Raw genomic sequence first — 21,049 nt, 5'->3', positions numbered from 1 at the left:
AAGAACCGCGGGACACGCGGGGATAGCCTGTTTTAGCTTTGCCCTGAAGGGCAATTGAGCAGGAAGCTCCCACTTCAAAATCTGTAAGATTTAAGTGGCGAGAGCATGTCACCAAGTTTCAGATTTGTCTGTGACTGGCCATGAAATAAAATTTTGAAAAAAGTTATTTTCTTAACACAGATTTTATTTCTCAGATGCTATAATGTGTGCATATCAATAAAACGATGCCTGTTATGCGGGGACAAAATCCAAATCTGCGGACAGACATAAGGAATTAACCAATTAAACTGTGAAGCAGTTATTTGGTTAGGAGCAGGTAGAGAAGTGTATGTTTTTATCGGCTTGGCTTAAAAGTAATATAAAAATCATAACAGTAAAAAATGAAGGGAGCTTACTTATAATGAAAAACAGAAGAATGAGATTAATGGCGATTTTTGCAGCAGGTGTATTAAGTGTGACATCTATGGGAGGTATTGTAACTGCACATGCAGAGGAAACTCTTTCAGTGCCTGCAGAGGAAGCCGGTGCAGGTGCGGTTCAGATGGATGGAAAGGATGCTCAGGCAGCAGAAGATGGCAGTGTGGCAGCTTCCGAGGGCTTGATCGCAGGATCTTTCAAACCGTCAGAGATTGCTCAGCCGGCACAGGATACTTATGAATATCCATTCCTTGGAATGAAATTAGGGATTTCCAAAGATCTGAAAGAGCAGATGGAGAAGAAGAACATTTCCATGTTTACAGATGAGAGATGGAATGACAATGCAGATGCAGTCACATATGCTACAGCAAGCTGGTGCACCCTGACAGATGAGCAGAAGGATGCAGAGGTGGATAAGATGGGCACCGGATATGACGATTGGCTGAAAAGTCTCAGCAGAGTAGGTGTGATCGGAATGTATGATGAGGAATCCCAGAAAGATCTGGATAGGATTACCGGCTGTACAGAGCATAAAGAACTGGGCACCAGCAGTGATGGCAAATATAAATATTATCTCAGCACAAACAAGGATGCGGATGCAGATCTGTTAAAGGACGTGGAGGGGATTGAGGTAACACTTACAGAAATGACTCCTTTCCAGATGCTCTCTGCATTTGACCAGCCACAGGATACTTCTGACAGTACAGAGGCGACTGAAGGAACAAATGTAGGTAAATTTGAAACAACAGGAGTTGATGGAAAAACTTACACACAGGATATCTTTAGCAAATATGATCTGACTATGGTAAATATTTTCACCACCTGGTGTTCTCCATGTGTCAATGAGATTCCTGATCTGGAGAAACTTTATCAGGAGATGAAGGATAAAGGTGTGGGAGTAGTAGGCGTGACACTGGATACAGTAGGCAGTGGTGGAAAGCAGGATCAGGAAGCAGTGAAAAAGGCTCAGGTACTTCAGAAGAAAACAAAGGCATCCTATCCATTCCTGATCCCGGATTCCGGAATGATGAACGGACGTCTTAATGGAATCTCCGCTTTCCCGGAAACTTTCTTTGTTGATAAGAACGGAAATATTGTAGGCGAAACTTACTCCGGAAGCCACAGTCTGGACGAGTGGAAAGAGATCGTGGAAAAAGAGCTGGAGAATGTAACAGAGGGAAAATAAAAAATGGATGAATTGAAAACCAGCAAAATATGGAACAGTAAATGGCCGGCGTTGATTCTTATGCTTGTAGGAGTCTGCTTTATGGGATATGGGATTTCCCGCGGAGAGCTGGCAGTGGTGTTTACAAAAGCCATTAATATCTGTATGGAATGTGTAGGAATAGGATAAATGAGTAACAAAAAGAACAGCGATAACAAAAGTAATAAGAAACAAAACACAAAAAATATGAAGATCAATGAGTGGCCCCGCCACGGAATCCAGGCACTGTGGGCGTTCATTACAAACAGTCATGTTACCGGCTTTGTCACAGGCAAAATTTACACAGGCAAATTGAAAAATGCCTGTGTTCCGGGCCTGAACTGCTATTCCTGCCCCGGTGCTGTTGGCGCCTGTCCTATCGGTTCTCTTCAGGCTGTGATAGGGAGTTGGAATTTCAAGATGGCTTATTATGTGGTGGGATTTCTTATCTTCATCGGAGCTATGGTGGGAAGGCTGATCTGCGGTTTTCTCTGTCCCTTCGGACTGATTCAGGATCTGCTGAATAAGATTCCATTTCCTAAGAAAATCCGCACATTCAAAGGCGACAAGCTGCTTCGTAAGCTGAAATATGTGATTTTCGCAGTATTTGTAATTCTGCTTCCATTGTTTCTGGTGGATATTATGGGACAGGGGGCACCCTATTTCTGCAAACTAATCTGCCCGGCAGGAACACTGGAGGGCGGACTGCCACTGGTACTTCTGAATAAATCCATGCGCAGTGCACTGGGCTGGCTGTACATATGGAAGAATGTGATCCTGATCATAACGATTATTCTCTCCATTTTGATCTACCGTCCGTTCTGCAAATATATCTGTCCTTTGGGAGCACTTTATTCCATCTTTAATCCTGTTTCCCTGTATAAATACAGAGTGGATAAAGATAAGTGTATAAAATGCGGAAAATGTGCAAAAGCATGCCAGATGATAGTAGACCCTGTGGAAAACTCCAACAGTCCGGAATGTATCCGCTGTGGCAGATGCCGAAAAGCCTGTCCGACAAATGCAATCCAGTGTGGAATCAGAAGAAAATCACAATCATGAAAAAAATAAAGTGATACCAGAGGTATGTATAGAACTGTTATCAGTCAAAATTATTCAGATTCAGCCCATAAAATGATTGATAACAACAGATATGGAAAAGGGATACCTGGCAGATTATAAAAAGTAGTCTGCCAGGTATTTTTGTATGTTTTTATTGAAAAATGTACAAAAATATCGAAAAATATATAAAAAACTGGTAAAATCATATTATGAAAATACAGAACAGAAAATGAGGTGACTGTATGGCAAAGAAGAGAAAAAAACCGAAGATGGAATTCCGTTATTATCAGATGCCTGCCGGAAGTCCGATCCTGGCTCTTCTGGGACAGAAGTGGGTTCAGAATTATGGAAATGATGTGGATTATCTTCATTTTCATAATTATCTGGAGATTGGTTTCTGTTACGAAGGGGATGGAGTTATGGCGTTTGGTGAGGCTAAAATGCGGTTTTCGGGAAGAGAATTTACGGTGATTCCACCCAATTATGCTCATACGACTAACAGTGATCTGGGTACGGTCAGTAAATGGGAGTATCTTTTCATAGATGTGGAAGGTTTTATGAAAAAATTTCTGAACAATCCGGTAAAGGCTGAAAAAATGATTCAGAGAATATATTCTAAGGCTTTATTTCTGAAAGAGAATGAGTCCCCCTCTATAGCTGCAAAAATTCTTAAGATCATGAATATCATGCGTGAGGGAGAAGAATTTTATATTGAAGAATCCAGTGGAGTTCTTGCGGCATTACTAGTAGAAATTGCCAGACTGAACCGGGCTTCACCGGAAGACAGGGTGGAAGAGGAAACAGGGAAACTTACAAATATGATCACCCGCGTACTGGATTTTGTTTCTTATCACTATATGGAGGATATCCGGATAGAGGATCTGGCGAAGATCTGCCATATCAGTGAAACTCATTTCAGAAGAGTGTTTACATCGCATATGAAGGTAAGTCCTCTGGAGTATATTAATTCTGTGCGGATTCATACTGCCTGTGAATTTCTGCAGAAAACAGATACACCGGTGGCAGATATTGCGCACAAATGTGGTTTCACGACCAATTCAACGTTTAACAGGAACTTCAGACAGATAATGGGAGTGACTCCGGTTGAATGGAGAAAGCGGCCGGAGAATTATGAACAGCAGCTTTTGGATTTCTATATTCATTCAGAGGAAGGATGGTAAAAAAGTTATGAACTATAAGATTGTGGAGCAGGTATCAAGAAAGAAAAAGAGTATGTCCGGAGTCCTGCGTGTGGTAATGATTATTTTTGCAGTGCTTTTTGTGGTTATGGGAATCACGATTTCCCAGGCATTTATGCTTCCGGGATTTCTGCTTGCAGGGCTGTATTTTGTCTTTGATATATTCAGTCAGAAGGATTATGAATACATGATGGAAAACGGTCAGTTTGAAATAGATGTGATCTATGGCAAGAAGTATCGCAAAACAGCTCATATACTGGAACTGAGTAATCTGGAGACAGTGGCACCGCACTGGCATGAAAGTGTTGCAAGGTACAAAAAGAATGGTGGAACGGAGAAGCTGAAAAAATACGATTATACCTCTTATGATGAAGATACTCCTTATTATACAATGATCATCCGGGAAGACGGGCACAAAATAAAACTGCTTCTTGATCTTAATGAGGAACTGCTTCATGCGATGAAAACACAATATCCTGAAAAAGTCTATTTTGCATAAAATGAATTAAAAACTGTAAAATATGTACAAAAATTGAACGGAAAATTTATGAAATAATAACAAAGGTCATTTTTAAAGACAAAAATATATATTTTTTTGTCCATGAAAGTGGCCTTTGTTATTAAAATTACATAGTAAAAACATAGTAAATGAGAAAGTGAACAAAAAATATATTTTTAAATATTTTTAATAGTGCAAAATACATAAAATGGTCGAAATTGCACATTATGTGTGCGGTTATGCAAACTATACCTGAAAATCGGATGCTATAATCAACTTACAAGCGATTCGGAAGAAAGAATAAGCTTAATAAAGGAGGATATAAATATGAGAAAAAAATTACTCGCAGTATTAATGACCGGTGCTATGGTAGCATCCTTTGCAGGATCAGCTACAGCTGTTTTTGCGAAATCTGATGATGACAACAAGTTAACTGTATGGGCGTGGGATCAGAACTTTAACATCAAATCCATGCAGATCGCAGCAGATCAGTATGCAAAAGATCATGAGGGATTTTCTGTAGATATCGTAGAGACATCTTCTGATGACTGCCAGACTAAACTGACAACAGCAGCAAATGCAGGCGATTACAGCACACTTCCTGATATCGTTCTTATGCAGGACAACAGCTATCAGAAATATCTGAAGAGCTATCCGGATGCATTCACAGATCTGAAAGATATCAACATTAACTGGGATGATTTTGGTAAACTGAAACAGTCCTATTCCATGGTAGATGATACACACTATGGTGTTCCGTTTGATAATGGTGCTGTTATTGCATGCTATCGTACAGATATCCTTGACGAGGCAGGATATACTATTGATGATCTGACAGATATCACATGGTCCAAGTTCATGGAAATCGGTAAAGATGTTCATGAAAAAACCGGAAAATATCTTCTTACAAGTGAAGCTACAGGTGGCGATACTCTGATGATGATGATGCAGTCCTGCGGAGCTAACTTCGTAAACGAAGATGGCGAAGCTTACATCGTAGGCAATGAAGTTGCAGAGAAATGCATCAATCTTTATGTAGATCTGGTTAAGAATGACGTTGTTAAACTTGTAAATAACTGGGATGAATATATCGCTACTATTACAGGCGGTGAGGCAGCAGGTATTGTAAATGGTAACTGGATCACAGCTACTCTGATGTCTACAGAAGATCAGAAGGGTCTGTGGCAGATCACAACAATGCCTAAAGTAGACGATGTTGATACAGCTACAAACTATGCAAACAATGGTGGATCTTCCTGGTATGTTACATCCAACTGCCAGAATGTAGAACTTGCAGAAGATTTCCTTGCAAGTACATTTGGTTCCAGCACAGAGTTCTATGATACAATCCTTCCGGAAGCAGGTGCAATCTCCTGTTATCTGCCGGCAGGTGAATCTAAGGTTTACAACGAGCCAAATGAATTCTTTGGTGGACAGCCAATCTTCTCCACAATTGTAGAATACTCTTCTCATATTCCGGAGTTCACAAAAACACCGTATCATTATGAATCAAGAGAATGCGTCAACACAGCAGTTGTAAATATCGTAAACGGCACACCTGTAGAAGATGCCCTTCAGGAAGCTCAGGATACTCTGGCATTCAAGATGACTGAATAAATTCTGATCGCAGGATCAGATGATGTCAGGATTGCGGGAACAGTGAAACTGTGAAGCAATCTGTAGACAGTGATTAAGTGAATGAAAACAGGTAAGTGCGGGGGACTGCCAGCAGTCCCCCATCTTACTGCAAAGAGTTGGTAATTGTCCGGCAAAATGCTGAACAGTTACAGAGTTTTTTGAAAGGAGGAGTTCACGTGAATTCTAAGAAAAAAGGTATGTCTCTGCTTGGCAAGCAGAGGGCAGCAGGATGGACGTTCCTGGCTCCTGCAACTATCATGATCGCGATCATGAGCTTTTATCCAATGATACGTGCATTTATCATTTCCCTGCAGACCGGAGCCGGAGCAAATATGAGATTTGCAGATCCGATCTTCAGCAACTATAAACGTATTCTGGCAGACAAGGTATTTCAGCAGTCTATTGCAAATACATTCCTGTATCTGATCATTCAGGTGCCGATCATGCTGATACTGGCAATTCTTCTGGCACAGCTTCTGAATAACAAAGATTTGAAATTTAAGGGATTTTTCCGTACTTGTGTATTTCTTCCATGTGCGACATCCCTGGTATCCTATTCATTGATCTTCCGTTCCATGTTTGCTACAGATGGTCTGATCAACAGTATTCTGATCAAACTTGGAATCTTATCTACCGGCTATAATTTCCTGGGGAATTCCGCCAGTGCCAAGATTGTAATTATCCTTGCGCTGATCTGGAGATGGACAGGATATAATATGGTATTCTATCTGGCAGGACTTCAGAATATTGAATATTCTGTATATGAAGCAGCAAAGATTGATGGCGCCAATGGCTGGAAGACTTTCTGGAAGATTACTGTTCCGCTTCTGAAACCGACAATTATCATGACATTTATCATGTCAATTAATGGTACACTGCAGCTGTTCGATGAGTCTGTCAACCTGACAAAGGGTGGACCGGCAAACTCAACAATCACAATGTCCCACTATATTTACAATACATGTTTTATTAACGTACCAAACTTTGGATATGCAGCAGCAATGTCATTTATCATATTCATTATGGTAGCTGTACTTGCATTTATTAATTTGAAAGTAGGTGATACACGTGACTAAGAAAAACAAATCAGCCATTCAGAGAAGATTGATTCCAACCTATATTTTTCTGATCATCGTGTCATTTATTTCAGTATTCCCGTTATACTGGATGATTTCAGCTGCAACTAATACATCCACAGATGTATCACGTGGACGAATTATTCCGGGAAGCCATTTTATGGAAAACTTCCGTAATCTTACATCCCAGCAGCCACTGTGGAGAGCACTTGGAAACTCCTTCTTTTATGCAATCCTTACTACAGTGATCTGTCTTCTGATCTGCTCTATCGCAGGTTACGGATTTGAAGTTTACCATGATAAGTGGAAAGACAGAGTATTTTCAATCCTGCTTCTGGCTATGATGGTTCCGCAGGTTGCAACTATGGTTCCGTTATTCAAAATGTTCTCCAAGGCAGGACTTTTGAATACAGCAGTAGGTTTTATCCTTCCGATTATTTCCACGCCGTTTATGATCATGATGTTCCGTCAGAATGCCAGATCATTCCCGGTTGATATTATTGAAGCTGCACGTATTGACGGACTCAATGAAGTAAGGATTTTCTTCCAGATGTTCATTCCTACAATGAAATCTACATATGCAGCGGCTGCTGTTATTACCTTTATGAATGCATGGAACTCTTATCTGTGGCCAAAGGTAATCATGACAGACAACAAGGCAATGACCATGCCAATGCTGATCGCCAACCTGATCACAGGTTATGTGACAGATTATGGTATGCTGATGTGCGGTGTATTGTTCTGTTCTATTCCTACAATGATCGTATTCTTTGTATTACAGAAACAGTTTGCAGAAGGTATTACCGGAGCAGTCAAATAAAAAACTGAAAAAGAAAAATATAACTTCGACCGTCTGGAAGACATTATCAATAATCTATACAGAGAGGGCGAAAGAGAACACCCGGCAGATTATGAAAAGTAATTTTGCCGGGTGTTTTTGATGCCTGTTTGGAAATTTATAGCAAGCCTCTTAATTAATATGCATTACTGCAACTATACAGAACCATATGGTTCCGAAAAGGTAGCATTATTTTATGGAATCGATATAGTATTAATAAATTTGTGGTAGGCATAACGGAAAAAGTACGGTAAAATAGTTAGAATGCGGAAAGTATTTTTCCAAAATAAAACAAAAGGGGGAGGGCCATGTCCGAAGTAAAGAATAAGAAAAAGAAATCAAGTATTATTCAGGTCAGTATTGGTGTTCTGGCAGTTATTATGGCTATCCTTATTATCATAATGATGGGAATTGTCTCAGATATTCAGGGAACGGCCCGTATTGTAAATTATACCGGTTTAGTCAGGGGAGAGACACAGAGACTCATAAAACTGGAGCTTTCCATGCAGCAGGAAAATGAGATGATCCATGATATAAGAACTTTTATTGACGGTTTGCGAAATGGAAATGATGAATTAAATCTTGTACGTCTCAATGATGTTGATTTTCAGAATAAAATGCAGGAACTGGATGATAAATTCTCTGACCTGTATAAGAAAATTTATCTTGTGAGGTTCAAAGGAGCCAGAAACACAGATATTATTCCGGAAAGTGAGGAGTTTTTTGTGATCTGCGATGAAGCAACAGGCCTGGCTGAAAAATATTCGCAGAAAAAAGCCACATCCTTATCATTGCTTGAGAAATATATCACAGCAGATATTGTTGTGCTGATGCTGTTGATCGGATATGAATTCATCAAAGCAATACAATATGCTGCAATGAACCGCCTGCTGCAGCGAAAGGTATATCTGGATGATGCGACGGGACTTCCGAACAAAAATAAATGTGAAGAATTACTGAGTGAGGAAGAACCGGATGCAGATACCGGTGTCTGCAGTTTTGATCTTAATAATCTCCGGCGTATTAATGACAGCAGAGGTCATGAAGCCGGTGATGCCTATATCCGTAGATTTGCCATCTGCCTGCGGGCTTCCATGCCGGCAGAGCAGTTTGTGGGAAGAGCAGGTGGAGATGAGTTTCTTGCAGTTACCCATGGACTGGACAGGGAACAGATGACACAGTGCCTTGAAAAGGTGCGCAGAGATATGAGAGAGGAATCCAAAGTGTATCCGGATACTCCCCTGAGCTATGCAGCAGGCTTTGCACTGGCCGGCGATTTTCCCGGAAGTACAATGAGAGAACTGTTTAATTGCGCAGACAAAAACATGTATATCAATAAGAATCATGTAAAAAGGGAAGAAGCTGCTGCAGAAAAGCATCAGGGATATCAGCTGTTAAAGCTGCTTAATCAGCATGGCAGTAATTTCTCGGATTGTCTGTACTGTGATGCCAGGATGGATACTTATCGAGCAATCCGTTCCAGTGAGAATTTTTTCCTGGCCTCTGATGGTGCATATTCCGGTGCTGTGGAACAGATCATAGAGGAACAGATTGAAAAGTCCTGTCAGGCAGATATCCGCGAAGGGCTGCAGATTTCGGAGCTTCAAAAGAAGATGCATACGAAGGAAGACGTGCTGGAATATGAGTATAATATCGGAAAACAGGGGGCATATAACCGCCTGACACTGATTCCGGTGGACTGGGATGAGGACAAAAAGCTGCATCATTTTCTTCTGGCATTTGAAACCATCCGAAAGACTTCTGAAGGTCAGACAGGTGCAAAAGAGCAGCTTCAGCTCTATTATGAACAACTGAAACAGTCAATCCTGGAAAATGACAGCTATGTGGATGCGCTTCTGGAATTGTCAGATGTGATCTATACAGTAAATCTGACAAAGGATGTTCTGGAAAGAAGAATCGTATTGAATGGAAAAGAACAGAAGAGCCGGGAACTTTTTATGGACTACCCGCTTCCATGTTCTTATCAGGATTATTGCTGGGAATATGAGAAAAAAATTACTCAGGAAACAATTGCCGGTTACTGTATGACAGATAATTGCGAAAAGCTTCGTAAGAGGTTTGAGAACGGAGAAACCAATATGTCTGTGGAATATTGTGCCCGCGAAGATGATGGAAGTATCCGCTGGGTACAGAAAACAGTTCTTATGACCAGGATGGTGGTGTTTGATACAGAAATTCTTGCTGAGGTGCCTATGATCTATGCGATCATTCTGCTTCAGGATACCACACAGAGACATGAACGGGATGAGCAGGAACAGGCGCGCCTTCAGGCAGCATTCAATGAGATGCGTGCCGAGAGCAGGGCAAAAACGAATTTCCTCAGCCGAATGAGCCATGATATCAGGACACCTCTGAATGGTATGATTGGTCTGTTAAAGATTGACGAGACTCATTTTGAGGATAAGGCACTGATACGGGAAAATCATAAAAAGATGAAGATAGCAGCGGATTACCTGCTCTCCCTTATCAATGATGTTCTGCAGATGAGTAAAATAGAGGAAGGTCATATTGTTCTGACACATGAATATATCTGTCTCAAAGATCTGGTCTATGAGATTGAGAGCATTATCACTCACAGGGCAGCAGATGAGGATATTCAGTGGATTTATGAGAAAAATAAGGAGGATATTCCTTATCCGTATGTCTATGGAAGTTCACTGCATCTTCGTCAGATTTTTCTGAATATCTATGGAAACTGTATTAAGTATAACCGGCCGGGAGGAAAGATTACTACGGTAATGGAGGCAGCAGATGTACATGATGGAATCTGTACATACAGATGGACGATTTCTGATACAGGTATAGGGATGAGTCCGGAGTTCCTGAGCCATATTTTTGATCCGTTTTCACAGGAAAAAACAGATGCCCGGAGTGTTTATCAGGGAACCGGTCTGGGAATGGCGATCACTAAAGGCTTGATTGAGCAGATGAATGGAAGTATTGAAGTGACAAGTCAGGTGGGAGTTGGATCTGTGTTTGTCATTATCATTCCATTTGAGATTGCCCAGGAACAGAAAAAGGATGAGGAAATTGCTGAGAAATATGATATTCGTGGATTGCATCTGCTGGCAGCCGAGGATAATGAGCTTAATGCTGAAATCATAGAAATGCTGCTGACAGATGACGGTGCGAAGGTTACAGTTGCAAAAAACGGCAGACAGGCGGTGGAGCACTTCGAAAATAATCCTCCGGGAACCTTTGATGCCATATTGATGGATGTCATGATGCCTGTTATGGATGGTATTGCAGCAACAAAAGCCATACGTGCCGTGGACAGGGCAGATGCAAAAACAATTCCGATCATTGCAATGACTGCAAATGCATTTGAGGAAGATGCAAAAAGATGTCTCGCAGCCGGAATGACCGCACATCTGGCAAAACCATTTCAGATAGAAGATGTGGAGAAAACCATTGTGGAGTGCTGTGGAAAGTAAAAACATTAACATTAAACATTTTAAAAGGTGCTACCTGGGGGACAGTAGGAATCAGAACCAGGTCAGCACCTTTTGTTTGTCAGACAGTCTCTTAGGATATATTTCTGGTGGGCGGTCTTTGAAAGAATGTTACAACTGTTTCATGATAAAACGATAATCTGTAGGCGTCATCTGGAAATTAGCATAAAAAACCTGGTTAAAATACTTGGTAGAAGTATAGCCTACTTTTTCTGAAATATCAGATACTTTCATGGTAGTATGGGCAAGAAGATCCTTAGCGGCTTCCATTCGGCGTTCTGTGAGAAGTTGTGAAAAGCCCATGGAAAGTTCTTTCTTGAGTAATCGGGAAATATAGGAGCTATTACGGTTTATAAATTCTGCGGCATCATTTAATCCAATTTGTTTTTCGTAGTTTTTATGTATGTATTCTATAACAGCATTAACGATTATCCCTGTGTTTCGTGTGGTGACACTGGACAGCTCCTGGATGATGTTTTTAATACAGTTGGAAAAAACAGTTCTGCTGTGTTCGCTGCAAGGTTGTTCCATACAATAGCGTGTGATCGGAGTAGTAAGGTAATTACTATCTTTAGAGTCATCCAGGAAATTTTTAAGCTGGATATGGAGGTTTAATTCTACTAGTTTGATAGCATCCTGCTGATTGAGCAGATTTTCATTCTGTATCAGTGAAAAAAAAGCATCTCCGATTTCCAGCGCATCACAAAGATTACGTGTCTGAATGGCATTGATCAGATTGGAAATGATCTCGTTAATCTCAATAATACTGGAATTGTAATCATTTATTTCTGCAAAAAATAAAATGCTGTCTTCTAGTGAAACAATATCGGAAGCTTTATAGGAAAAGCAATACTGTATCTGTTTATTGAGCTTTGGAAACTGTTGAATAGAATTGCCAAGTTCACTGATTCCGATTGTGATAGAAGAAAAAAGTTTTTCCCTGGTATAGCAGACAAGTGAATGGGCCAGACTTTTGGCTTCAGCAATAGGATCAGCAGATGTAATAGGCATGAGAATATATACAATGTTTCCAATATAACAGGATGCAATGCCCTCATAATCTTTATTGATCTTCTTAGACAGAGAATAAGAAATATAGTATTCCTGATTCTGGAGGATGTTCATCCTGTTCGTAGTGTTACACTTAACCCCAATTAAATAAAATAGATCCGGGTTTAGACCAAGTGAGAGACATTGTCGGAGTTGTTCTGGTGAAAAACTGGTAACAGGATTAATCAGCAAAGTTTCTATAAACTGTTTTTTCAAAAGACTTTGATTTTCCTTAAAAAATTTGGAAAGTATTTTTTTCTGCTTTTCCATATTTTCCTGTTCCTGAATTGCATTTATGGCTTTCTTTAGACAGGAAAGAAATACCTCACTGTTCAGTGGCTTGAGAAGGTAATCAAAAGCATCATATTTCAAAGCTGCCTGTGCATAAGAAAATTCAGAGTATCCGGAGACAAAGATGACCAGCAGTTTTAGCTGTGATTCGGATATTTTCTGAAGAAGACTAATTCCGTTTTCACAGGGCATTTGAATGTCCGAAAACAGAATATCTGGATTCTCTGTCTGAATGATGGTCCAGGCATCTGCTGCATTAGAAGCTGTCAGGATGGTATGGGATTTAAAGTCAGACTGCCGGATTATATTTTCCATGGTCTGAAGTGCAATTGATTCATCGTCAACAAGTAATATTTTCATTTCAAATTTCCTGCTTTCTCAATTGGTTTTTCTACTAGTTTCAAAGGAAGGCGGACTATGATACATGCTCCGCTGTTTTCATTATTCTGTAGGATCAGTCCATGATCTTCGCCGTAATAGAGCTTTAGTCGTTTATCAATATTGTAAATGCCATAAGAGGTGGCTGGCTTTTGCTGAAAACTTTTGGAAAAATCTTCAAGAAATTCCCGGGAAAAACCTGGACCGTTATCTTTTACACAAATCTGAAGGTTGGTACCATTGGTACTTCCAAGAATGGCAATGATACCTTTGTCAGAGATTTTTGATGTTCCGTGGATCACTGCATTTTCGATTAGAGGCTGGATGATCAGTTTGGGAATATAGTAATGGTATAGTGATTTGGGAATATCAATTAAAATGGACAGATTATCTCCGAAACGGAGCTTCTGTATATAGGTATATTCTTTTACATAATACAAAGCTTCTTCTATGGTGCTGAATGGCTTGCCTTTCAGGGACATGCGTTCAATATCTGCAAGTGCAGTCAGAGCATGATGACATTCTTCTTTTCTATCCATATCTACCAGGCCGGAAATACAATTTAAAGTATTGTAAAGAAAGTGAGGATTGATCTGTGCCTGGAGGCTCTCAATTTCAATGTTTTTTGTAAGAATTTCCTGTTCATGGATCTTTTCAGATAATGCATGGATACGTGAAAGAGTCTGATTGTATACATTGGATAACTGGGAAAATTCAATGGAACTCTCCATATGGATAAATGCATCATTATTGATCGCTTTTGTTTTATTCAGTTTTTCCATAAAATAGTCAAATTCATCTGCTATGCTCCGGGAGATAAAGCGTGTTGCTCCGATGATTGCAATCAGAGCAAGAATAGAGGGGAAAAGCAACAGGATTACAAACATCCGGGCATTTTTATAAACTAATGACTGATTAGTTATCAGCAATAATTGCAGATTATTTATGCTGGTGGAAAAAGAAGATGCTGTATATTTATACGTCTGTGTATTCAGACGTTTATTTTCTACGAGCTCAAAAATGTTCTGTTCTGAAAGTTCAGTAGTATTTCTAAAAATATGATGATTATTATCAATTAAAACAAATTGGTACACGTTACTATTAAGGGAAAAGATTTTGTCAAAAACAGTAGCCTTGGGTTCTACGATTAGTGTACCAAGACGATTCTTTCCTGTAGTTTCAGTTTTTCCAGTCCATTGATAAATATTTCTACATATGTACAATTTATCTGAATCATCAGTACTCCCAAAGAGAAAAGGTAATCCGTGAAAATCATCACCTTTTTTCAGAATCTCTGTAATGTAAGAGGGAGAAAGATCGGATACCAGCTGTGATGAGTAGTTGGTTGTTGAAATCAGCTTTCCGTTGTTAGTGATAAAAAATACATTATCTGAATAGTTCATGCTTAAAGAAGGATAATAGGGAGCATCGTTTAATAAAAGTTGTTGGAATTCCAGCCCATCATCCTGTGTTATATTTATAAGATTGTTCTGTGTTGCATTTTTATAGAAAAAGATACTGGAATCGGAGGTAAACTGAGAAAAATAGGATTCCAGTGATGTGAGCGCCGTATTAGAGTAGGCTGTTTGTTCATGTTCGGAGGATTCCTTCACAGAATGAAAATAAAATATGGTATCAATTGCTCCGATGGAGAGAAATGTGATTAGTAAGATAGGAATCACATAACGTGTGTATTTGATTCGAATACTGACGGGGCGAGTTATTTTTTGTTTCATACAAACCTCTTTCTTATAAATGTATCAAATTATTCTGCTTTTTTATTATAACATATGAGATTCGGAAAAAAAGAGGTGGTAAAAAATTTGGTATAGGATGTCATTATTCTGGAATCGAAAAATACTATAAATGAGAATATAATAAAGACATCAAAGAACAGGAGGTTTTTATTTATGAGAAAGAGAGTAATCAGTACCTTGTTGGCAATGGCAACAACAGCAGGTTTATTTGCCGGAAATGTATCTGCAGTGTACGCAGAAGGAAAGTCATCCGGAGATTATGAATATCAAGAGCTTGAGGATGCCGAGATTACATATTATAATTATTCTGTAGAAGGAAAAGAACTGTATGAGAAGGAAATCGCTGCTTACAATGAAGTTCATCCGAACGTGAAAATTAATCTTGAACTTGTTGGCGGCGGTACAGACTGGCGTTCTACATTAAAGGCTGAAATTTCAAGTGGTCAGGCACCGGATCTTGTGGTTATGGAAGGTGCATCAGATTTTGATACATTTGGCGATATGATTGAAGATCTTAGTGACCAGCCATGGGTGGAGCATATATATGAAAACAATGTCAGTGACTGTAAAGTTGGGGATGCAATAGTTGGTGCACCATCAGGTGTAGTGTGCTATGGTCTGCTGTATAACAAAGCTGTTTTTGAGGCTTGTGGCATTGATGGTTCTACATTAAAGAGTTACGATGATATTGATGCAGCTTTTGGCAAAGTTCAGGATGCTATTGATGCAGGAGAACTTGCAGATCAGTTCCCAGATCTTGAAGCAGTTGTTTCACTTCCGGCGGCAGAATCATGGGTACTTGCAAATCATGGTGCAAATCCGGCAATTCAGGCAGAGTTTGGAACTGCATTTGAAACTTATAAAGCGAAGTCTCTTGATTTTAAATATGCAGATGCATTAAAGGACTATATTGATCTGATGGTAAAATATTCTCCTGATGCAGACAAACCAGAAGCATTGGTTGGAGTTGATTATGATAGTGCAATGGGCGGTTCCTTCTGTATTGGAAAAACAGCTGTTATTCAGATGGGGCAGTGGGTTGCTCCTGTAATCGATGAAATTGATCCGGAACTTCGTGAGAACATTGGCGTTCTTCCAATGCCTTTAAAGGGAGTGGACGAAGATAATATCTGTTATGGTATTGCTTCCTATTTTGTTGTCAACAAGAATTCAGATGATGCAAAAAAAGCTGCTGCAAAAGATTTTGTAAATTGGCTGCTTATGTCTGATGAAGGAAAAGCATTAATTACTTCTAATATCAGTCTTCCATTTGATAATTTTGCAGATTTTCCATCTGAAAACGTAATCAGTCTTGCATGTGAACCATATGCAAAAGAAGGAAATACTTTCTCATTAGTATTTGGTGGTTATCCAGATGGTTGGTCTGATTTATTAGGCGCTGGAATCCAGAGCTATATTGCCGGAGAAAAAGAGTGGGATGCTGTTGTTGAAGAAGCAAAAGCAAACTGGGCAGAAATGAGATAAAGAAAAATTTCAGGACAGCCGGAAAACACTCTGGCTGTCCTTTTATGGAGGAAACGATATGCGTAAATCGAAAAAAATATTCTGGCTTTTTCTTGCTCCCTGTTTGATTACTTTTTGTATTGCTGTTGTAATTCCTACAATAACAGGTATTTATTATTCTTTTACAGACTGGGACGGACTCCATTCAAATTGTGATTTTGTTTTCCTGGACAATTACATCAGTGCATTTCATGATATTTACTTTCAAAATGCTTTTGTTTTTACTTTTAAATTTGTAATTATAACAGTGATAGCGGTAAATGCGGTTGCATTTGCAACTGCTATGTTGGTAACTCAGAATATAAAGGGAAAAAATTTATTTAGAAGTATTTTCTTTATGCCTAATCTGGTAGGTGGTGTGCTGGTAGGATTTGCATGGCAGTTTATTTTTTGTGATGTATTTGACAGTGTTGGAGAGCTTCTTGGAATTAACTGGCTTTGTGATTGGCTTTCTACTAAGTCTACAGGTTTTTGGGGTTTGGTTATTCTTGTTGTATGGCAGATGAGTGGATATATGATGCTGATCTACATTGCACAGATACAGAATATTCCGGAAAATCTATTGGAGTCTGCGAGAATTGATGGTGCAAGTTCTTTTCAGTGTTTCTGGAAAATTAAGCTTCCATTGATGATGCCTGCTTTTACTATTGGACTTTTCCTTACTCTTACAAATTGTTTTAAACTGTATGACCAGAATCTGACTTTAACTGGAGGTGGCCCGGCGAAATCTACAGAAATGCTTACTATGGATATTTGTAATACAGCATTTTCAAGAAACATGTATGGAATGGCACAGGCAAAAGGAATTATCTTCCTTGTTGTAGTTGCACTTATTACAGTAAGCCAGCTGATGTTTACCAAATCTAAGGAGGTGGAGATGTAATGCAGAGGAAAAAAATAATCTCTAAAACAGTGATTATCTTGTGTTGTATTATACTGGCAGCATTTTTTATCTTCCCGATTTTATTATTGTTTATTAACTCATTTAAATCTTTAAAAGAAATTTATATTAGTGTTCTCCAGCTTCCTAAGACACTGAATTTGGACAATTATATTTCAGCGTTCAAAGAACTGGATTACCTGAATGCCATCAAAAATTCCCTGATCATAACCTGTACGGTAACGGTTGCAAACGTGATCTGCTGTTCTATGGCAGCGTGGGTACTGGTACGATATAAGACAAAAACAAGCAAACTGATATTTACCATTTTTTCTGTTGCAGTGCTTGTTCCATTTCAGTGTGTTATGCTTCCATTACTGGCAGAAATGGGAAAATTAAATATGATTAATATGCCAGGACTGATGCTTGTAAATCTTGGATTTGGTTCTTCTATGTCGATCATTTTGTTCCATGGATTTATGAAAAATGTTCCGGTAGAGTTAGAAGAGGCTGCGTCAATTGATGGTGCCAGCCAGCCAAGAATATTCTTTACAATTGTGTTGCCCCTGATTAAGGGAATTGCAGTAACCGTTGCAATCTTGAATGTTATGTCTCTTTGGAATGATTATTTACTCCCATCGTTGACAATCAACCGAAGTGGAACGCAAACTCTTCCTCTTCGGACTTATCTGTTCTTTGGTGCTTACACAAAGAAATGGAATCTTGGTTCTGCGGCGCTTGTTATGGCAATTATTCCGGTAATTATTTTTTATGTTCTTTGTCAGAAGCACATTATTAAAGGTGTAACTGAGGGAGCGGTGAAAGGTTAAGTTTTACTGGCTGTGATGAATAGTGACGGTTAATACGGAAAAAGGAGATAGAAAATATGTGTTGGACTGTAAATGAAATAAAAAAAGGTGTTTGGCATGTTGATGAGAGTGGATTGAATGCCATGTATGTAGTAAAGGGTAGTAAAATGTCTGCAGTAATTGATGCAGGAACTGGAATCGGTGATTTTAAGGGGCTGGTAGAGTCTTTGGTAGACAATCCCTATGTTGTGCTGATTACTCATGGACATGTAGACCATGCTGGCGGATGTGGTCAGTTTATAGAGGCTTATATTAATGAAAGAGATTATCAGGCTGCGCTGAATATAAAGGTAGAAGATCGAGAAAGATATTTAAAGAATATGGAAAGTGCCGGTGCTGTTGCACCTGGAAGCTTGAGTATTGCGGAAGAACTAAAAAATGATAAGAAACCAGAGTTTCGTTTTATGAAAGAAGGGGACATTTTTGACCTTGGAGATAAAAAGCTAGTTATATATGAGATGACAGGACATACGGCTGGATCTGTATGTATTCTGGATGAAGAGGATAGAATTTTGTTTTCCGGTGACAGTGTAAATGATTTGGAACTGATCTGTGCTCCGGCCAAGGATCGAGAGGCTTTACTGAAGGAATGGTATGAGGCTGGAAAAAGAATTTTTGCAAGAAAAGATTCATTTGACATCTGTGGCGGTGGGCATTGTCTGATTCCAATTGAAAAAGCAGAAGAAACACTGACATGTGGGGAAATGATTTTATCTGGTGAATTACAGGCAAAAGTTGAAAAGGTTCATTTTTTCCATGCACCGTTTTATAAGTATAAAGACAGTCGACTTTATAATGGAGATTTTGCAGCATTACATTCAGAGGATAAATAAAGAGAATTTGAAGCTATTACGTGAGGTGAGTTAATAGTATTGTTTCAAGTGAACTCTAACGGTATGACTAAAAAATTGTATATTGTAAGTATAAAAACACGAAAAATGTCCTTGGTAGCTAACCTGGGACATTTTTCTGTATGTGGAGATGGAATGTCTATGATGTAGTGCGAAGATGAGAAATTGAGTTAAAAACGTGAAAATATTATGAATAAAGGCTCATAAAACGTGAAAAATAAATTGACAAATCCTCATAAAACGTGATAGCTTTGAAGAAGGAGGCGGTTCTATGTATTTAAAAAGAAAGATAGATGAGTATCTGTTAGAGTGGAAAAAAAATGAAGAAAGACTTCCGTTAATTATAAAAGGTGCAAGGCAGATTGGAAAAACGGAATCTATTAATCATTTTACAGAACAAAATTACAGTAATATTGTGAGTATTAATTTTGTTCTGGAACCTAAATATAAAACAATATTAAGTGACGGATATGCTGTTGAAGATATTATAAAAAATATTTCTATGATAGATACATCAAAAAGATTTATAGTAGGTGACACTGTGATTATTTTTGATGAATTACAGGAGTTTCCGGATATTGCAACTGCTCTGAAGTCATTTAGTATAGACGGAAGATTTGATGTCATATGCAGTGGTTCTTTGCTTGGAATCAATTACAGAAAAATTCATAGTAACAGTGTGGGATATAAAACAGATTATGAAATGTTTTCGATGGATTTTGAAGAATTTCTGTGGGCGAAAGGATACTCAGAGAAGCACATTGAAGATATCCTGAAACATATGCAGACAGGAACTCCATTTTCAGAAACCGAATTATCAGTCTATAAAAAATTGTTTTTGGAATATTGTGTACTTGGCGGTATGCCTGCAGTAGTAAAAGTATATATTGAAAGGAATCTTTTTACAGATACTCTGGAAATCCAGAGACAGATCCAGATGGATTATGAAGAGGATATCAGAAAATACGCTGAAGGTCTGGATCAGACTAAAATTGTAAGCGTCTATCGGAACGTACCTGTACAGCTTGCAAAAGAAAATAAAAAATTTCAATTAAGTAAAATAGATAAAAAAGCCAGAAGTCGAGAATATATGGGATGTATAACCTGGCTCGAAGATGCAGGTGTGATTTCTGTATGCTATTGTCTGCAGTATCCGGAGCTCCCATTAAAGGGAAATCATGATGACTCAAAATTCAAAATCTATTATCCAGATACAGGATTGCTGATTGCTTCATTAGATGAGGAAGCACAAGAAGACCTTCGGGCGAATAAAAATCTTGGAGTATACAAAGGTGCTTTATATGAAAATTTTGTAGCAGAGGCGTTTGTGAAACAGGGGCTTGGACTATATTACTATAAAAAAGAAAATGCTACCTTGGAAGAAGATTTTTTTGTAAGAACAAAGGATGAGTTGGTTCCGGTAGAAGTGAAGGCGAACAGGAACCGGTCTAAGTCATTGAGGCAATTGATATCCGGTGATTCTTATGGAGATATTCATTGGGGAATAAAACTTGCAGACAGTAATGTTGGAATAGAAGACGGGATTTATACATTTCCATATTTCTGTACGTTCTTATTAAAACGATATCTCAGGGGAAAATGATAGCTATGTGGAGGAGAATAATACAGTAAAAAAATATTGATTCACGCAGAAACAGATAGTAAGTTGACTCTTGCTCCGATAAAAATATAAAAATAAATAGTTTTTGGATTGAAATCCTAAAACTATTTATTTTTGTATCTATTTTGGAATATAATTAGTAAAAAAGAAGGGAGCATTATTATGATTATAGAAAGAAAAGAATATTTAGAAAAACTGATAGCCTGGAAAGATAAGCAGTTGATTAAAATTGTTACAGGTGTACGACGTTGTGGAAAATCTATGCTTCTGGAAATTTATCGCAATTATTTAAAAGAGCATGGGATTGAGGAAGAACAGATTATTTCTATTAATTTTGAATAACTGCGCGTCGCATTCTCGTTACTTCAGCCTGCAAATAAAAAGTCAATACTAAAATTGAAGAAAGTTAAAAAACTTTACAG

At 38.6% G+C, this 21,049-nt stretch carries 16 protein-coding genes and 1 pseudogene; 15 read left to right on the top strand and 2 right to left on the bottom strand.

Annotated features, from left to right (window positions below):
* The first annotated feature begins 400 nt into the window (after window positions 1-400).
* The 9 genes from LJE12_RS17150 (at window position 401) to LJE12_RS17110 (ending at window position 11,388) form a co-directional block, all read left to right on the top strand.
* Entirely contained in the window at window positions 401-1,603 is a 1,203-nt protein-coding gene (locus LJE12_RS17150) for a TlpA family protein disulfide reductase (RefSeq protein WP_025577995.1), read from the top strand.
* Window positions 1,604-1,606: 3 nt separating this feature from the next.
* The gene (locus tag LJE12_RS17145; protein ID WP_044996303.1) at window positions 1,607-1,771 is read left to right on the top strand and encodes a CD1871A family CXXC motif-containing protein; all 165 of its coding nucleotides are present in this window, start codon (window positions 1,607-1,609) and stop codon (window positions 1,769-1,771) included.
* Window positions 1,772-2,683 carry a 4Fe-4S binding protein gene (locus tag LJE12_RS17140; RefSeq protein ID WP_022380178.1) on the top strand — a complete coding sequence of 304 codons (912 nt, stop codon included), beginning with the start codon at window positions 1,772-1,774 and terminating at the stop codon, window positions 2,681-2,683.
* A 242-nt stretch (window positions 2,684-2,925) separates the two neighbouring features.
* Window positions 2,926-3,864: a helix-turn-helix transcriptional regulator gene (locus LJE12_RS17135; RefSeq protein ID WP_055152222.1), complete on the top strand. Its 939-nt coding sequence runs from the start codon at window positions 2,926-2,928 to the stop codon at window positions 3,862-3,864.
* A gap of 7 nt (window positions 3,865-3,871) precedes the next feature.
* Window positions 3,872-4,381, top strand: a complete 510-nt coding sequence (locus LJE12_RS17130; protein ID WP_226840139.1) for a hypothetical protein — start codon at window positions 3,872-3,874, stop codon at window positions 4,379-4,381.
* Between the two features lie 327 nt (window positions 4,382-4,708).
* A complete protein-coding gene (locus LJE12_RS17125; RefSeq protein WP_008705435.1) occupies window positions 4,709-5,998 on the top strand; it encodes an ABC transporter substrate-binding protein in 1,290 nt (429 codons plus the stop codon).
* A 197-nt stretch (window positions 5,999-6,195) separates the two neighbouring features.
* Window positions 6,196-7,095: a carbohydrate ABC transporter permease gene (locus LJE12_RS17120; protein ID WP_020993240.1), complete on the top strand. Its 900-nt coding sequence runs from the start codon at window positions 6,196-6,198 to the stop codon at window positions 7,093-7,095.
* The gene (locus tag LJE12_RS17115; RefSeq protein ID WP_022380181.1) at window positions 7,088-7,915 is read left to right on the top strand and encodes a carbohydrate ABC transporter permease; all 828 of its coding nucleotides are present in this window, start codon (window positions 7,088-7,090) and stop codon (window positions 7,913-7,915) included. The genes LJE12_RS17120 and LJE12_RS17115 overlap by 8 nt, the downstream gene beginning before the upstream one ends.
* A gap of 326 nt (window positions 7,916-8,241) precedes the next feature.
* On the top strand, window positions 8,242-11,388 hold the full coding sequence (locus tag LJE12_RS17110) for an ATP-binding protein (protein ID WP_227227001.1): 3,147 nt from the start codon (window positions 8,242-8,244) through the stop codon (window positions 11,386-11,388).
* A gap of 129 nt (window positions 11,389-11,517) precedes the next feature.
* Here LJE12_RS17110 and LJE12_RS17105 read toward each other — a convergent pair whose 3' ends face one another.
* Complete coding sequence (locus LJE12_RS17105; RefSeq protein ID WP_173679180.1) at window positions 11,518-13,107, bottom strand: response regulator transcription factor; 1,590 nt, start codon at window positions 13,105-13,107, stop codon at window positions 11,518-11,520.
* Window positions 13,104-14,861: a sensor histidine kinase gene (locus LJE12_RS17100; protein ID WP_119246023.1), complete on the bottom strand. Its 1,758-nt coding sequence runs from the start codon at window positions 14,859-14,861 to the stop codon at window positions 13,104-13,106. The genes LJE12_RS17105 and LJE12_RS17100 overlap by 4 nt, the downstream gene beginning before the upstream one ends.
* A gap of 174 nt (window positions 14,862-15,035) precedes the next feature.
* Here LJE12_RS17100 and LJE12_RS17095 point away from each other — a divergent pair, with 174 nt between their 5' ends.
* The 6 genes and pseudogenes from LJE12_RS17095 to LJE12_RS17070 all read left to right on the top strand — a co-directional run.
* A complete protein-coding gene (locus tag LJE12_RS17095) occupies window positions 15,036-16,367 on the top strand; it encodes an ABC transporter substrate-binding protein (RefSeq protein ID WP_119246024.1) in 1,332 nt (443 codons plus the stop codon).
* Window positions 16,368-16,425: 58 nt separating this feature from the next.
* Entirely contained in the window at window positions 16,426-17,289 is an 864-nt protein-coding gene (locus LJE12_RS17090) for a carbohydrate ABC transporter permease (RefSeq protein WP_119246025.1), read from the top strand.
* Window positions 17,289-18,116 (top strand): carbohydrate ABC transporter permease, encoded by an 828-nt coding sequence (locus LJE12_RS17085; RefSeq protein WP_118247769.1) that lies wholly within the window; start codon window positions 17,289-17,291, stop codon window positions 18,114-18,116. Before LJE12_RS17090 ends, LJE12_RS17085 begins: the two co-directional genes overlap by 1 nt.
* Before the next feature lie 56 nt (window positions 18,117-18,172).
* A complete protein-coding gene (locus LJE12_RS17080; protein WP_118247770.1) occupies window positions 18,173-18,988 on the top strand; it encodes an MBL fold metallo-hydrolase in 816 nt (271 codons plus the stop codon).
* A gap of 289 nt (window positions 18,989-19,277) precedes the next feature.
* Window positions 19,278-20,609, top strand: a complete 1,332-nt coding sequence (locus LJE12_RS17075; RefSeq protein ID WP_195481399.1) for an ATP-binding protein — start codon at window positions 19,278-19,280, stop codon at window positions 20,607-20,609.
* A 183-nt stretch (window positions 20,610-20,792) separates the two neighbouring features.
* A pseudogene (locus LJE12_RS17070) lies at window positions 20,793-20,966 on the top strand (AAA family ATPase); the annotation flags it as partial.
* Window positions 20,967-21,049: the final 83 nt, after the last annotated feature.

The organism is Blautia sp. DFI.6.71 (assembly GCF_020593585.1).
GTDB lineage: Bacteria > Bacillota > Clostridia > Lachnospirales > Lachnospiraceae > Blautia_A > Blautia_A wexlerae.
The sequence above is the reverse complement of the archived record's forward strand: the minus strand, read 5'-3'. Positions and strand labels throughout refer to the sequence as shown.